General features: G+C 67.7%; 13 protein-coding genes. 4 read left to right on the forward strand and 9 right to left on the reverse strand.

What is annotated here, in order from left to right:
- Window positions 1–15 precede the first annotated feature (15 nt).
- Window positions 16–2,115 carry a hypothetical protein gene (locus EV560_RS01570; protein ID WP_131853335.1) on the forward strand — a complete coding sequence of 700 codons (2,100 nt, stop codon included), beginning with the start codon at window positions 16–18 and terminating at the stop codon, window positions 2,113–2,115.
- On the opposite strand, the gene EV560_RS01575 is transcribed toward EV560_RS01570, so the two are convergent.
- On the reverse strand, window positions 2,087–2,599 hold the full coding sequence (locus EV560_RS01575; protein ID WP_131853337.1) for a GNAT family N-acetyltransferase: 513 nt from the start codon (window positions 2,597–2,599) through the stop codon (window positions 2,087–2,089). The genes EV560_RS01570 and EV560_RS01575 overlap by 29 nt on opposite strands.
- Window positions 2,600–2,933: 334 nt before the next feature.
- Here EV560_RS01575 and EV560_RS01580 point away from each other — a divergent pair, with 334 nt between their 5' ends.
- On the forward strand, window positions 2,934–4,460 hold the full coding sequence (locus EV560_RS01580; RefSeq protein ID WP_131853339.1) for an argininosuccinate lyase: 1,527 nt from the start codon (window positions 2,934–2,936) through the stop codon (window positions 4,458–4,460).
- Between the two features lie 75 nt (window positions 4,461–4,535).
- On the opposite strand, the gene EV560_RS01585 is transcribed toward EV560_RS01580, so the two are convergent.
- Window positions 4,536–4,991 (reverse strand): NUDIX domain-containing protein, encoded by a 456-nt coding sequence (locus EV560_RS01585; RefSeq protein WP_131853341.1) that lies wholly within the window; start codon window positions 4,989–4,991, stop codon window positions 4,536–4,538.
- 394 nt (window positions 4,992–5,385) lie between these two features.
- Here EV560_RS01585 and EV560_RS01590 point away from each other — a divergent pair, with 394 nt between their 5' ends.
- Window positions 5,386–6,279 (forward strand): metallophosphoesterase family protein, encoded by an 894-nt coding sequence (locus tag EV560_RS01590; RefSeq protein WP_131853343.1) that lies wholly within the window; start codon window positions 5,386–5,388, stop codon window positions 6,277–6,279.
- A 153-nt stretch (window positions 6,280–6,432) separates the two neighbouring features.
- Here EV560_RS01590 and EV560_RS01595 read toward each other — a convergent pair whose 3' ends face one another.
- Both EV560_RS01595 and EV560_RS01600 read right to left on the reverse strand, forming a co-directional pair.
- On the reverse strand, window positions 6,433–7,179 hold the full coding sequence (locus EV560_RS01595; RefSeq protein ID WP_131853345.1) for an SDR family oxidoreductase: 747 nt from the start codon (window positions 7,177–7,179) through the stop codon (window positions 6,433–6,435).
- A 240-nt stretch (window positions 7,180–7,419) separates the two neighbouring features.
- Entirely contained in the window at window positions 7,420–9,228 is a 1,809-nt protein-coding gene (locus EV560_RS01600) for an ABC-F family ATP-binding cassette domain-containing protein (protein WP_131853347.1), read from the reverse strand.
- 143 nt (window positions 9,229–9,371) lie between these two features.
- On the opposite strand from EV560_RS01600, the gene EV560_RS01605 reads away from it, so the two are divergent.
- Complete coding sequence (locus EV560_RS01605; RefSeq protein ID WP_131853349.1) at window positions 9,372–9,740, forward strand: hypothetical protein; 369 nt, start codon at window positions 9,372–9,374, stop codon at window positions 9,738–9,740.
- On the opposite strand, the gene EV560_RS01610 is transcribed toward EV560_RS01605, so the two are convergent.
- From EV560_RS01610 to EV560_RS01630, 5 genes are all read right to left on the reverse strand, one after another.
- Window positions 9,729–10,775 (reverse strand): acyltransferase family protein, encoded by a 1,047-nt coding sequence (locus EV560_RS01610; RefSeq protein WP_131853351.1) that lies wholly within the window; start codon window positions 10,773–10,775, stop codon window positions 9,729–9,731. The genes EV560_RS01605 and EV560_RS01610 overlap by 12 nt on opposite strands.
- 94 nt (window positions 10,776–10,869) lie before the next feature.
- Window positions 10,870–11,874 carry a glucokinase gene (locus tag EV560_RS01615; protein WP_131853353.1) on the reverse strand — a complete coding sequence of 335 codons (1,005 nt, stop codon included), beginning with the start codon at window positions 11,872–11,874 and terminating at the stop codon, window positions 10,870–10,872.
- A 3-nt stretch (window positions 11,875–11,877) separates the two neighbouring features.
- Window positions 11,878–12,657, reverse strand: a complete 780-nt coding sequence (gene otnI, locus EV560_RS01620) for a 2-oxo-tetronate isomerase (RefSeq protein ID WP_131853355.1) — start codon at window positions 12,655–12,657, stop codon at window positions 11,878–11,880.
- 199 nt (window positions 12,658–12,856) lie between these two features.
- Window positions 12,857–13,843, reverse strand: a complete 987-nt coding sequence (locus EV560_RS01625) for a hypothetical protein (protein ID WP_131853357.1) — start codon at window positions 13,841–13,843, stop codon at window positions 12,857–12,859.
- Window positions 13,844–14,010: 167 nt separating this feature from the next.
- Window positions 14,011–15,279 carry a slipin family protein gene (locus EV560_RS01630; protein WP_248311842.1) on the reverse strand — a complete coding sequence of 423 codons (1,269 nt, stop codon included), beginning with the start codon at window positions 15,277–15,279 and terminating at the stop codon, window positions 14,011–14,013.
- Window positions 15,280–15,308: the final 29 nt, after the last annotated feature.

The raw sequence follows: 15,308 nt of genomic DNA on the forward strand, positions 1-15,308 counted from the left end.
TGGGACAGTAAGCTGATGTGGAGTGTCTCGCTCGCCCCGCTGGTGCCGCTGCCCCTGCTGATCGGGCTCGCGCTGCTCGCGGCCGTGGCGGCCGGTGTCGCGCTGGTGCTCGCCGGCCGCAGCGCCATCCTGCGTGCGCTCGCCCTGATCGTGCTGACCGTGGCGCTGGCCGATCCTTCGCTCGTGTTCGAGGATCGCGAGCCGGTCAAGGACGTCGTCCCGGTGGTGATCGACCGCTCCGGCTCGAACCGCCTCGCCGACCGCACAGCCCAGACCCAGGCCGCCCAGGCTGAGGTCGAGCGGCAATTGCGCGGCGTCGGCGGCATCGAGCCGCGCATCGTCGAGGTCACCGACGCGCAGGGCTCGGGCGACGGCACGCGCCTGTTCGAGGCTCTCGCAGCCAGCGTCGCCGACGTACCGACCGAGCGCGTCGCCGGCGCCATCGTCATCAGCGACGGTCTCGCCCATGACACCCCGGCCAATGCCGAGGCGCTCGGCCTGCGCGCGCCGCTGCACGTGCTGACCACCGGCCGCAATGCCGAGATCGACCGCCGCATCGTGTTGCTCGATTCGCCGCGCTTCGGCATCGTCGGCAAGGACCAGATCATCCGCCTGCAGGTCCTGGAAAAGGGCGGCCCCGGTCGCGCCGGCCTGACCATCCGCCGCGACGGCGAGGTGATCACGCGCCGCGAGGTCACTGCCGGCCAGACCGTGCAGGTGCCGGTCCGGATCGACCGCGGCGGCCCGAACGTCGTCGAGATCGAGGCTGCGCCGCTCGAGAACGAGCTGACGCTCGCCAATAACCGCGCGGTCATCACCATCGACGGCGTCCGCGACAAGCTGCGCGTGCTCCTGGTCTCGGGCGAGCCGCATCCGGGCGAGCGCACCTGGCGCAACCTCCTGAAGGCCGACGCCAATGTCGATCTCGTCCATTTCACCATCCTGCGCCCGCCGGAGAAGCAGGACGGCACGCCGATCAACGAGCTCTCGCTGATCGCCTTCCCGACGCGCGAGCTGTTCCAGGTCAAGATCAAGGAATTCGACCTGATCATCTTCGACCGCTACGCCAACCAGTCGATCCTGCCGCTGCTCTATTTCGACAACATCGTCCGCTACGTCCGCGACGGCGGCGCTCTCCTGGTCGCGGCCGGCCCCGAATATTCCGGCGCGCAGTCGCTCTCGCGCACCCCGCTCGGCCAGATTCTGCCCGCCCTTCCCGACGGCACCGTCATCGACGAGGCCTATCGTGCCCAGGTCAGCGATCCCGGCCGGCGCCACCCGGTCACCCGCGACCTGCCGGGCTCCGAGGTCCAGCCGCCGCAATGGGGCGAATGGCTGCGCATGGTCGGCGCTCGCGCCCGCTCCGGCTCGACCGTGATGACCGGCCCGGGCGAGCGCCCGCTGCTGATGCTGTCGCGCGAGCAGAAAGGCCGCGTCGCGCTCTTCCTCTCCGACCATGCCTGGCTCTGGGCCCGCGGCTTTCGCGACGGCGGACCCTATCTCGACCTGCTGCGCCGCCTGAGCCACTGGCTGATGAAAGAGCCGGAGCTCGAGGAGGAGGCGCTGCGTGCCTCGGCCCGCGGCCGCACCATCGAGATCGAGCGGCAGACGCTCGGCGACAATCCCGCCCCGGTCGTCGTCACCGGCCCCGACGGCTCCTCCCGCTCCGTCCCGCTGGAGCCCGGCCGCCCCGGCCTGTTCAGCGCCCGCGTCCAGACCAGCGAATTCGGCCTGCATCGGATTTCCGCGGACAACCTGACGGCCTTCGCCAGCGTCGGCCCGGAGAACCCGCGCGAGCTGATGGAGGTCGTCAGCGATCCGTCCAAGCTGCAAGCCCTGGCGGAAGCGACCGGCGGCTCCTCGCGCCGTATCGGTCAGGAGAGCGGCTCGGCCGTTAACATCCCGCGCATCGTGCCGGTGCGTTCGGGCTCGTCCTTCGCCGGCGCGGACTGGATCGGCCTGCGCATCAGCGATTCCGGCATCGTCCGCGGCGTCTCGATCTCGCCGCTCTTCATCGGGCTGATCGGGCTGGCGCTGCTCTTCGGCGCGCTGGTGGCGGGCTGGCTCGGCGAGACCGGCCGCAGCTTCAGGCGGAAGCCCGACGCCACGGCGTGACCGCGCCGCGCCGCTGGGCGAGCACGCCCTCGAGCAGCTCGAGCGCCAGGAAACGCGCCGGATTGGCCGGCCCGGGCAGGATGAGCTGCTCGGGCGCGATCGGCTTGAAGCCGAAGCGCGCATAATAGGGCGCATCGCCGATCAGCATGATCAGGTCGTGGCCGGCTTTCCGCGCCGATTCGATCGAGGCGTTCATCAGCGCCGCCCCGATGCCCCTGCCCTCGAAGGCGGGATCGACCGTCAGCGGCCCGAGCATCAGCGCCGGGTAGCCGCCCGCCTCCACCACCGTCACGCGCACGGAGCCGACGAGGAACGTGCCGACATGGGCGGCATAGCACAGGGCCGGATCCTGAGGCACGCCCTCTCGCAGGCGAAACGCCGTGCGCGCGAAGCGGCCGGGCCCGAAGGCACGCTCGTGCAGCCGCTCGATCGCGGCGGAATCGGCGGGAAGTTCGTGGCGGATGGTAAGCGGAAGCGACGTCATGACGGCAGACCTGCGGACGGACAGCGAGGCAAGGAGAGGCCCGGTCAGCCAGCACGGCAGCCGAGCGGAAAGGCGCGTTCAGCGCGTCGGTCGTCGCAGGAAGGAAACGTCTTGCCGGTCAGCCATGGCGCGCCTGTAGCAGAGGCTTAGGCGGGCGTCTATCGGCGATCTCGGCCGGCACAGCGTTTCGGTCATGGCGAGCGAGCGGGCTTGCCAGCCTTGCGGGATTGGCCTTCCCTGCCTGACCAAGCCCCCGACCGGCAGCGGCTCTTCAGCGCCAACCAGGCCGGTCACAGCACGACAGATCGCAATCCGGGGCAGGCGGAGGACGCGAATGGCAAGACCTCATGCGACGATAAGAACGCGTGCCGCGATCGGCGCGCTGCTGCTCTGGGCCTGCTCGCTGCCGGCCCAGGCCCAGCAAGCGCCCGCCCGCGACGAATTCTTCTGGCTCGGCGAGATCAACAAGGCGAGCGCGGTCATCAACCGGGACGAGGGCCTGCTCGACCCGGCGCTCGCGCCAAAGGTGGCTGCGGGCATCGCCAAGGTCATCGAAGCCGGCGGCAAGCCAGGTGCGAAACGCCCGTCCAGCGTCATCACCTTCGAGCCGCTCCTGATCGAGGCGGCCGGTGTCGAGGTGACGCTGCTCCATGCCGGCCGCTCCAGCCAGGACATGCACGCGACCTATCGCGCCGCCATCCTGCGCGACAACCTGCTCAAGCTCGCGAGCCAGCTGAACAAGACCTCATCGTCGCTCGTCGAGCTTGCGGCCAGGCACGCCAGAACGATCGTGCCGAACTACACCAACGGCGTCGCGGCGCAACCGAACAGTTATGGCCATTACCTGCTCGGCCATGCCGCGGGCCTCGAGCGCGACGCACAGCGGATTCGCGAGACCTATGCCCGCGTCGATCGCTCGCCGATGGGAACGACGGTGCTGAACGGCACGAGCTGGCCGCTGAACCGCCAGCGCATGGCCGATTATCTCGGCTTCGCCGCGCTCGTCGACAACGCCTATGACGCTTCGCAGATCGCGTCGAGCGATCTGCCGGTCGAGACCGCCGCCGTGGTGACGGGCATCGCGCTGCATACCGGCGGCTTCGTCGAGGACGTGATGACGCAATATGCGCAATCGCGCCCCTGGATCCTGCTGCGCGAAGGCGGCGGCAACACCTATGTCTCCAGCGCGATGCCGCAGAAACGCAATCCCGGCCTGCTCAACGGCACGCGCGAAGCGGCCTCCACGGCGATGACCCTGGCCTTGGGGCCCGTCATCAAGGCACATAACATCACGCCCGGAATGGCCGACGCGAAGGACGTCAAGGCCAACAGCGCCATGGTCGAGAGCGCGATCACGGCCTTGCGAGACCTGGACCGGATCCTGGCGGCACTGGTGATCGATCCCGAGCGCGCCCTGGAGGAGCTCAACAGCGACTGGACCGCCTCCCAGGAACTCGCCGATCTCCTGATGCGCAAATACAAGCTGCCCTTCCGCGCCGGGCATCATTTCGCATCCGAGATCGTCGATTTCGCCAAGGCCAACAACATCAAGCCGACCGACTTCCCCTATGCCGAGGCGAAGGCGATCTTCCGCAAGGCCTCGGCCGAAGGCGGCACGCCCGGCCAGGAGCTTCCGATGAGCGAGGAGGAGTTCCGCGGCGCGCTCGATCCCGTGGCGATCGTGAAAAGCCGCGCCACGGCGGGCGGCCCACAGCCGGCCGAGATGGAGCGCATGCTCGGCGAAGCCAGGCAGAGGCTTGCGCAGCAGGATGACTGGATCAAGCAGAAGCGGGCGAAGATCGATATCTCGCTGGCCAGGCTCGATACCGACTTCAGCACGCTCGCCAGGAGCGCCAACTAGCACCCCAAGAAACGCAGACTTGTTCCGGGACCGGCGCCGCCGTGTCCCGGTGGCGACATCAGGGGCATCGATCCTCTACCAGTCCTGCGTCGCGGGCCTTCCGGCGAGCACCTCGTCCAGCCGCCGTCGCGTCCCCGCCGTCATTCCCTCCGGCAGGTCGTCGAGCCGGAAGAAGCGCGCCTCAGCGATCTCGCGATCCGGCTGCTTCGCCTCCTGCACCGTGAAATCGCGCACGATGAAGACGGCGACATGGTCACGTGGCGAGATCGCCCGGTTGAAGAAGACGCCGTGCAGCAGCGGCGGCCCGGCGAGCCCGATGCAGGCCTCCTCGCGCAACTCTTTCTCCAAGGCTTGCAGCAAGGTCTCACCGCGCTCGACGCCGCCGCCCGGCAGATGCCAGCCCGCGGTATAGGTGTGGCGCACCAGGAAGACCTCGCGCTGGTCACGCAGCACGACGGCGCGCACCCCGAGCGTCATGCCCCGCGACAGCCAGAAATAGAGGTGCAGGAGCCGCCGCAATGGCCTCGGCATGCCCTTCTCGCTCGTAGGGTGGGGAGGAGCGGTTTTGCTCATGCGCGGAGCGAACCCAAAGGAAGGCTTAATTGTCTATGCAATAGCTGCATAACGAACCTGTCATATCCCCTGTCGCAATGTCACAAACGCGCCCCATATGAGGCTGATCAGAGCGGCTATTCGCTGCTGGGGTCCAATATCATGCTTCTCGCCTTCATCACCGCCCGTATCAGGGCCAAGCGCGCCTACGTCTGGAAGCCCGCCGTCACCCTCACCGATCCGCGCATCGTCTCGGAACTGACCGGCTCGTTCAACTGAGCAAGGTTCCGCCCATAGCGTCCTGCGCAACCGCAACGCCGGCGCGGCGTTGCGGCGCTTGACGTCTGCCCTGCTCTAAGGGCAAGCGCTGGGGGTGTTCAAACTTGCGCACCTGTCCGACCCGCATCTTGGCCCGCTCGCCAAGTTCTCGCTGCACGAACTGCTCGGCAAGCGCGCGACCGGCTATGTGAACTGGCGCCGCAAGCGCCGCCATGCCCATGATATGGAAGTGCTGGCACTGATCGTCGCGGATATCCGCGCGCAGCAGCCCGACCATATCGCCTGCACCGGCGATGTTGCCCATATCGGCCTGCCCAACGAGTTCAAGACCGCCGTCACCTTCCTCGACACGCTCGGCCCGCGCGAGATGGTCAGCTTCGTGCCGGGCAATCACGATGCCTACGCGCAATCCTCGCTGAAGCCTTTGGCGAGCCTGCTCGGCCCCTGGTGCGCCGACGATGTCGGCGCCGCCGGCTATCCCTGGTATCGCAAGCGCGGCAATGTCGCGCTGATCGGCCTGAATTCGGGTGTCCCGACCTTGCCGCTGATGGCGACGGGGCGCATCGGTCGCGACCAGATCGCCAGAGCCGAGGTCCTGCTCGACCGCGCCAAGGCGGAAGGCCTGGTCCGCGTCGTCCTGATCCACCATCCGCCCTATCTCGGCGGCGCCAAGCGCGGCCGCGAACTGGTCGACGCCGAGGCCTTCGAGGCGATGCTGAAGCGCCATGGGGCCGATCTCGTCCTGCACGGCCACAACCACACCTTCTCGCTGGCCTGGCGGCCGGGGCCGGAGCATGACGTCCCGATCGTCGGCGTGCCGTCGGCCTCGATTGGTCCGCTCGGCCATGGCGAGAGGGCGACCTGGCATCTGTTCAAGATCGAGGGCGATGCCGACGCACCGATGATCAGCGTCGAGCAGCGCGGCTTCGAGCCCGACGGCACGGTGATCATGCGCCAGCAAATCGCGCTGCGGGCGAAGGCGGTTTAGCTCCCGCGACGCCCTCAAAGAGCCTGAGAATTCGCCAGCGCGAGTCGAGTGGCGTGGTGGTCGAGAACCGGAGCGGAGCGGACATCGGTCCGTGAGCACCGGAAGCGCAGACCGCCGCGTCAGGCGGCCGCGCTGGTGGGTTCGCAGGCGCTTTCAGATGCAGCGCCCGCCGTCGACGGCCAGCACGCTGCCTGTGATCATCTCCGCCTCGTCCGAGCACAGGAACAGCGCCGCATTGGCGATGTCCTGCGGCGTCGAGAAACGGCCCCAGGGGATCGTGCTCGTGAAGGCCTTGCGGCGCTCCGGCGTATCCTCGCCCATGAAGGTCGCGAGCAGCGGCGTCTCGCCGGCGACGGGCGCGATCGCGTTGACGCGGATGCGGTCCGGCGCGAGCTCGACCGCCATCGACTTCGACAGCAGGTTCGCCGCGCCCTTCGAGCCATTGTACCAGGTCAGGCCCGGGCGCGGGCGCAGGCCAGCGGTCGAGCCGATATTCAGGATGACGCCACCGCCATGCTCGCGGAAATGCGGCACCACCGCCTTGGCCATCAGGAAGATCGACTTCACATTGACGTCGAAGACGCGGTCGAACTCCTCCTCGCTGACATCGATCATCGGCTGGTTGCGATGGGTGATGCCGGCATTGTTCACGACGATGTCGAGCCGACCGACGCGCTTGAGGATGCGCTCGACGGCACTGTTGACGCTCTTGGCCTTGCCGACATCGCAGGCGATGGCGAAGGCCTTGCGGCCGATCGACTTGGCCGCCTCCTGGGCCTTCTCGCGGTTGATGTCGAGCACGGCGACGCGTGCCCCTTCGCGTACGAAAGTCTCGGCGATGCCGAGCCCGAAACCCTGCGCCGCGCCGGTGACCAGCGCCGTCTTGCCTTTCAGCCTCATGGAGGTTTCCCCGTCATCTTGTGATGGCCGGCACTCTGGAGCGATTTGCCGGCAGAACTAAATGAGATTTTTGCGGGCCCCTCCTTCTCCCCTTGCGGGAGAAGGTGGCTCGGCGAAGCCGGGACGGATGAGGGGTCGCGGGACGATTGCAGCGTCGCGCGTAGAAGGCACGACAATCGGAAAGCGCAGCGCGACCCCTCATCCGGCGCTTTGCGCCACGCAAGAGGAGAAGGAATAGCCCTACCCGATCTCCTCGCGCAGCAATTCCAGCTCGAGCCAGCGCTCCTCCGCCTCCGAGATCTCCCGCGTCACGGCTTCCAACCGCGCCGTCACCTTGGCGAAAAGGCCGGGATCGCGCGTGTAGAGATCGCCTGCGATCGCCTGGTTCAGCTTGGCCGCCTCGACCTGCAAGGTCTCGATCTGCTGCGGCAGGGTCTCCAGCGCGTGCTTGTCCTTGAAGGAGAGCTTGCGCTTGCTGGCAGCGGCCGGCACCGCCACTGGGACAGCTTTGGGTTCGGTAGCGGGCTTGACTGCGATCGCCCGCGCCTTGGCGCCGACGCCGCGCCCGCGCTGCGCCAGCATATCCGTGTAGCCGCCGGCGAACTCGGTCCAGACGCCGTCGCCATCCGAGATCAGCACGGAGGAGACGACGCGGTCGAGGAAGTCGCGGTCGTGGCTGACCAGCAGGACCGTGCCCTGATAATCGGCCAGCAATTCCTGCAGCAGGTCGAGCGTCTCGAGGTCGAGATCATTGGTCGGCTCGTCCAGTACCAGGAGGTTGGATGGCCGTGCCAGCGCGCGCGCCAGCATCAGTCGCCCGCGCTCGCCGCCCGAGAGCGCGCCGACCGGCGTGCCGCGCTGGATCGGCTGGAACAGGAAGTCCTTCATGTAGCTGATGACATGGCGCGGCTGGCCGCCGACCATGACCTGGTCCGAACCGCCGCCGGTCAGGGCATCGTCGAGCGGTGTCGCCGGATCGAGGCTCTCGCGCCGCTGGTCGAGCGTCACCATCTCCAGCGACGTGCCAAGCTTCACCTTGCCGCTATCCGGCGCGAGATTGCCGGTCAGCAGGTTGATCAGCGTGGTCTTGCCGGCGCCATTGGGGCCGACGATGCCGATCCGGTCGCCGCGCGCGATGCGCAGCGACAGGTTCTTGACGATCGGGTGGGCGTCATAGGCCTTGGAGACGTCGAGCGCCTCGATCACGAGCTTGCCGGAGGTCTGAGCTTCGCTGGCTTCCAGCCGGACGTCGCCGACCGCGCGCCGCGCCGTACGCCGCTGCTCGCGCAGCGCGAACAGCTCGCCGAGCCGGCGCTGGTTGCGCGTGCGCCGGGCGCTGACGCCATAGCGCAGCCAGTCCTCCTCGCGCGCGATCTTGCGGTCGAGCTTCTGCCGGTCGACCTCCTCCTGCGCCAGAACCTCGTCACGCCATGCCTCGAACTCGCCGAAACCGCGCTCCATCCGCTTGGTCCGACCGCGATCGAGCCAGATCGTGGCGCGTGACAGCGAGGTGAGGAAGCGCCGGTCGTGGCTGATCAGCACCAGGGCCGAGCGCAGCGATTTCAGCTCCTCCTCCAGCCATTCGATCGCCGGCAGGTCGAGATGGTTGGTCGGCTCGTCGAGCAGCAGGATGTCGGGCTCGGGCGCCAGCACGCGCGCCAGGGCGGCCCGGCGGGACTCACCGCCGGACATGGTGGCCGGGTCCTCCTCGCCGCTGAGACCGAGCTCTTCGACGAGATAGCGGGCGCGATAGGGGTCATCGCCCGGTCCCAGCCCCGCCTCGACATAGGCGAGCGCTGTCTTGAAGCCGGTAAAATCCGGCTCCTGCGGCAGGTAGCGCACCGTCGCGCCCGGCTGCAGGAAGCGCTCGGCGCTATCGGGCTCGACGATGCCGGCCGCGATCTTCAGCAAGGTCGACTTGCCCGAGCCGTTGCGCCCGACAAGGCAAACGCGCTCGCCAGGCGCCACCGCGATCTCGGCCGCCTCCAGCAGCGGCTGGCCGCCGAAGGTGAGCGCAACGTCGCGGAGATGGAGCAGAGGAGCGGCCATGGATCATTCGTCAGGAGTGAGGTGCCGCGGGGATAGACCAGTGGGGCCGGACTGTCACGCCGCCCTGCCTTGCGCATGACGCTCTTGCCTCACCTCGAATCCACTATAGGATACAAATTGTATCGTTTATTGGATTGACGAGCGTGGCGCGAACCTCATCCCGCAGTCGCAAGCCCATCCGCTTCGGTGATAATGGCGGCCCGCCGCTCGACGATCCGCCGCTGCATGAGCCCGAATGGGGCAAGGGCGAAATCGGCCGCTATTTCGACTGGCGCACGGCCTACCGCAAAGCCTGGAAGAAGCCGCCAGCGATCGCGTTGCGTCGCCAGGAGCGTGCCGAGGAGCTCGGCCTCACCTATGAGGAATACACGCTCGAAATCCTGGAGCGCGGCTATTTTCCCCAGCCCGAGCATGTCGCGGCCATCATCGCCAGGCGCCCGGAACGGCGGAAGGCGGGAGGCATCGTCGCGCAATCGCTGAAAGGGCTGCGCAGCAAGCGCTCAGACGCGTAGCCAGGTCCGGAGCCGGCGCGTCATCGGCCGCTCGAAGCCGTGATAGACTAGAAGCGCAGCGATCACCGCGGCGCTGAGCGCGACCAGCACGAAGAGAAGCGGCCAGCCCGGCGCGACGCGCAGGAAGACCTCGCGCAGACCCCGAATCGCGAAGGGATGGATGAGGTAGAGCGCGTAGGATGCGTCGCCGACTTCGGCCAGCCCGCGTACCATGGCCGAGGGCGCCGACTGGCCGCTGCCGGACGCGGCCGCCAGGACCAGCAGCGCCGCAGCCGAACCGTGCAAGAGAAATGTCGTCCAGCTCGTCAGCGTGCCGGCCAGGGGCGCGGCGATGAGCAGGATCGCAATCGCCAGCCCGGCGACGAGCCAGCGATACTCGCCCGGCAGGCGAAAGCCGCGCTGCCGCAGCAGGGCGAGCCCCATCCCGGCCGCGAATTCGAGCACGATCGGCTGTCCCCAGAAGCCGAACGGCAAGGGCAGCGGCCCCGCCAGCCGCTCGGCGCCGACGAGCATGATCAGCGCCAAGGTCACCGCCTGCACCACGACGGGGCGCGGCAGGAACAGCGCCAGGCCGAACAGGGCGTAGAACAGCATCTCGTAGTTCAGCGTCCAGCCGAGCGAATAGATCGGCTGGACCTGACCTTCTGTCGAGAGCGTGGGCCAGAACAGGTAGGAGCTGGCAATCTGCAGGAAGCTCGGCGCGCCGGAATTCAATGTCGCCGGCAGAGCGAGCGCCACGAGCAGGAAGAGCGTCGTCGTCGCCCAGTAGAGCGGCACGATCCGCGCCAGCCGGCGCAGCAGGAACAGGCGCGGTCCATCCACCGTGTCGAAGAGCTTCTCCGACGAATGCACCATGATGAAGCCGGAGACGACGAAGAAGATGTCGACGCCCGCCATCCAGGGCAGGAGATGCGAGGGCGTGAAGCTCGCGCCGGAGCGCTGGGCCAGCACCGCCGCATCCGGCTGGACATGATGCACGGCGACCATGAAGGCCGCAAAAGCGCGCAGGACCTGAATGCCGTAGAGCTGGTACAAGGAAAGCTACGTCTCGGGATTGGCTGGAAGGACACTCAGCCCTCATCCTGAGGTGGCCGCAGCGGCAGTCTCCTCAGGATGAGGGCTCGCCTCGTCAGCCAAACCACAACCGGGCCGGATCGTCGAGACCGAAACGCTCCGGCGCGGCCGCGATCGCCGCGAGCCCGCGCTCGGTCGCGTCATGCGTCGTGATGACATGCAGCGCGAAGCGCCCGGCGAGGTCCTCCATGGGCGGCTTGCCGGCGAAGACGGCGTGGATCGCCGAATGGTCGGCGAGCGGCAGCAGGCGCGGCACGATCCCGCCGGCGATATAGACCCCGCCCGTCGCCTTGAAGGCGAGCGCGAGATCGCCCGCGACGCGCGCCAGCAGACGCCAGAACGAGATCACCGCCTTCAGCGCAGCAGGGTCACCGTCAAGCGCGAGCGTCGTTACGTCGGCGGCGCTGACCTTGGGCTCGAGCATGCCGGATCCGGTCGCGATCGCGCGGTGCAACCGCACCAGCCCGTCGCCGCTGAGCAAGGTCTCGACCGTGACCCGCGGCTGGCCGGCAGCCAGCAGCGGCCAGATCTTCTCCTCGGTCGGATCCTCCGGCCCGACGCCGATATGGCCGGATTCGGTCGGGATCAGCACGCCCCTGCCCGCCCGTGTCGCCAGTGCCGCAGCGCCGAATCCGGTGCCCGGGCCGAGCACCAGCTTGAGCCCCTCCACTTCGGGCTTGCCTGGCACCAGCGTCTTGAGGTCCTTCGGCTCCAGCACCGCGAGCGACGCGGCGAGCGCCTCGAAATCATTGACCAGCAGCCCTTGCTCGAAGCCGAGCGCGCCGGCAAGGCGCGGCCCGTCGAAATGCCAGTTGGCATTGGTCAATTGCGCGCTACGCCCGTCGAGCGGCCCGGCGACGGCGAGCACGGCCGAGCGCGGCCGCTCGGTCAGCGTCGACAGCACCGAGTCGAAGGCCGCCTCCGGCGTCGGATGGTTGCCGGTCGGAATGCGGGCGAGTGGCTCGTGTTTCGCCCCGGCCGCCGCGACCAGCGAGAGACGGCAATTCGTACCGCCGATATCGGCCACCAGGGCGGGATAGGCGAAGGAGCCGGCGCGCATCGCTCAGGCCTGCTTCCGGTATTCGGAAAACCAGCCGAGACCTTCGAGCGTGCCGGCCTTCGGCCGATACTCGCAGCCGACGAAACCGGCATAGCCGAGCCCATCGAGCTCGCCGAAGAGCTGCGGATAGTTCGGGCCGAATGCATCCGGCTCGTGCCGGCCATTGGCGCTGGCGATCTGCACATGCGCAACCAGCGGATAGAGCGCCTTCAGCTTGGCGGAGACGTCGCCATGGATCAGTTCGCAATGGTACATGTCGAATTGCAGCTTGACGTTCGGCCGGTTGGCCTCGCGCACATAGGCGGCCGCCATGTCGAAATCGTTCAGGAAATAGCCCGGCATGTCCTTGCCGTTGATCGGCTCGAGCAGGAGGTCGATGCCGTGCTCGCCGAGCTTGTCGGCAGCATAGGCGATCGAGGCGCGGTAGGCGGCCTGCGCCGCCGGGTCCTTCGAATCGGCATGGCCGGCCATCATGTGCAGGCGCTTGACGCCTGTCTCATGTGCATAGGCCAGCGCCGTCTCGATGCCGGCCCGGAACTCCTCCTCGCGGCCGGGAATCGCCGCCATGCCGCGCTCGCCCTTGGCCCAGTCGCCCGGCGGCAGGTTGAACAAGGCCTGTTCCAGCCCGGCCCCATCGAGCGCCAGCCCGACCTTCTCCGAGGGATGCTCATAGGGAAACAGGAATTCCACCGCCTCGAAACCGGCGTCGCCGGCCGCCTTGAAGCGGTCGAGGAACTCCCATTCGTTGAACATCATCGAGAGATTGGCAGCAAAGCGGGGCATGTCGGCCTCTGGACTGGATCGAAGGCCGGCAAGCTAGCGCGAGGAGCCAGCCCCGTCACGGCCCAACGCAAAATGAGGCGATGCGTTCCCTGCTCCGTCAATGCGAGCGCAGCGAAGCAATCCAGGCGACGGGGTACCCCACTGCCGCTGGATTGCTTCGTCGCTACGCTCCTCGCAATGACGGGAACGCACAATGCGCTTACTTCGTCTCCGCCTTCTTCGGCAGATTCGGATCACTCGAGAAATTGCGGAACACCATATCGGGCGAGGAGGTGTTGTGGCGCGAATGGGTGGTCCGCCCCATCCAGATATCGGTCGCCTTGCCACCATCGTAGGACATCAGCGCCTCCTCGCGCCATCCCTTGGCGCCGGGCTCGCGGACGGCGATGCGGGCGACGTCGTTGTTGAACTCGGTGACATACATCGAGCGCAGAGCCAGGAAGGCTTTGCCGCCGGTCACCGGCTTGTCGAGTACGGCGTCGAGCACCATCCGGTTCTCGTCGACATCGTCGAGCCGCAGGGTGCCGGATGAGCCGTCCTTGAAAGCGAGCTTGAAGGAGAGCGTCTTCGGGTCGAACTCGATTTCCTTGATGTTGACGACTGGCCGCGCCCCATCCTGCTCGATCGGCCCGAACAGGAAGGATGAGCCATAGGAGGAATAGCCGAGATGCTGCGGCGGCAGCGGCCGCGCCCGCCAGTAGCCATCCTGCGGATAGATGACCAGCACCTCGTAGGACTTGTCCTTGCCGAGCTTCCAGAGCTGGACGAGGTGCAGCCCCTTCTCGACATGGTCGCCGACCTTGAAGGTCGTGTCGGCCGGGCGCCAGAAGGTCGAGAAGGTGTAGCCGACCAGCCAGTACTCGATGCTCTCGTAGAAGGTCGTGCGCTGCGGCGGCACCGGCGCCCTGAAGGCGGGATCGCCGGTCATGTCGCAGGCGGTCCAGTCGGCATCCCAGTTGTCGCGGACGAGCCCGGCAATATAGGCCGGATGCGCCGCCTCGATCTGGAAGCGCCTGACCTGCGGCGAGATCGCCTTGATCGTGACGTTGTCCTTCTCCGCACAGAGCACCGGCTCGGATTCGTTCTTCACCTCGACGGCGACGTCGCCGGTGGCATGGGCGAACGTCGCGGAGACAGCGAGGACGAGCGAAACGGCGAGCGTGCGGGCGAGACTGCGCATGACCATCCTTGGGTTCCGGATATCGGCTGCCCGATTCGGGCTCGGACCGCATTCTGGGCGGGGTGAAATGAACGCAAGCTGGCTGGCGCCGCATTGTTCCACGCGCTTCATAAAGAAGGCCACGCGCCGGTGAAAGCGCGTGGCCCATTGTCGGTTCGGCGAGGCAACGAGGCCTAGCCAGCCCGCTCAGCCTCGATCACGGCCGGCTTGTTGCCGAGCTTGAACAGGCCCTGGAGCAAAGCCTCCAGGCCCGCACCCTGGCCGGCATGCAGCTCGATACGGCCGACCTTCTCGACCAGCTTCTCGAGCGCCTCGAGCTCCTTGAGGCGCACGAGCAGCGGGTTATCCTCCATCAGCTTGGCCGTGTTCAGGAGCGAACGCGTCGCCGCGGTCTCCTCCTGCCGGCGGATCAGGTTGGCCTTCGCCACCCGCTCCGCCTCCACGACCTTGTTGAGCAGCTCGCGCACCTCGCCCGGGAGGATCACGTCCTTGATGCCGATCTCGGTGACCTCGACGCCGAAGGCGCCGATCCGCTCGCGCACGAAGGTCTTGATCTCGGCATCGATGGCGGCGCGGGCCGCCAGGATGTCGTCGAGCGCCCGGGTCGCGATCGCCTCACGAACGGCGAACTGCACCAGACGGTACAGCGTCGTCGTCAGGTCGTTCGTGGCAGCGACCAGCTTCCGCGCGTCGGTGACCCGATGGAAGGCGGTCAGCGTCACCCGCAGCGCGATACGGTCCCTGGTCAGGATCTCCTGCGCGGTGATCTCGACCGGCTGGGGCCGAAGATCGACCTTGGTGATCTTGACCGTCCGACCCACCTGCCAGAAGGCATGGCGACCGGGCGCCAGCTCCTCGACAAGTACGCCGTCGACGAAGAGCAGGCCGAGCTCATGCGCCTCGACGATGGCGAGCGCCACCGAGGGCGAGCGCGCCAGATCGAGCTTGTCGAGCAGTCGCGGCTCGACCTTCAGCACCGCCTTGATGTCGATGAGCTCGCTCTCGACCTGCGTGATGCAGGTCCAGAAGGCGCGCGTCGTCATCGGCGCGAGGAAGTGCCTGGGCTGGCCGTCGAGCGAGACGATCGCCACCTCGCCCGGCCCGGTGCGCACGACCTTCAGATGCTCGGCCACGAACGCGGGATGGCTCTTCTCGAACACCGCGAGCTGGTCGACCGACATCTCGCCGTTGACGATGGCGACGATGTCCACGCTCAGCCGGTTCGACGGGTCGAACAGAACATGACGCCCCGGCGCGAGCAGGCGCTCGAATCGGCCGTCGCGCCGCAGCAAACCGCGCTGGTTCTCGGCGATCTTCACCGTCAGGCGAAAGAGCTTATGGGTCATCGTCACCTCCATAGCCGGGCCGTCCGCAGCCCTGCCGCGGAAAGCCGTCGCGACCGCTTCGACGCCATTGTCGCGGCGGCAAATCGAAGGGGTCACCGACCCGCTTTCCAGCAGGCCCGTTGCGG

This window comes from Allobosea sp. BK604, assembly GCF_004341515.1.
Lineage (GTDB): Bacteria > Pseudomonadota > Alphaproteobacteria > Rhizobiales > Beijerinckiaceae > Allobosea.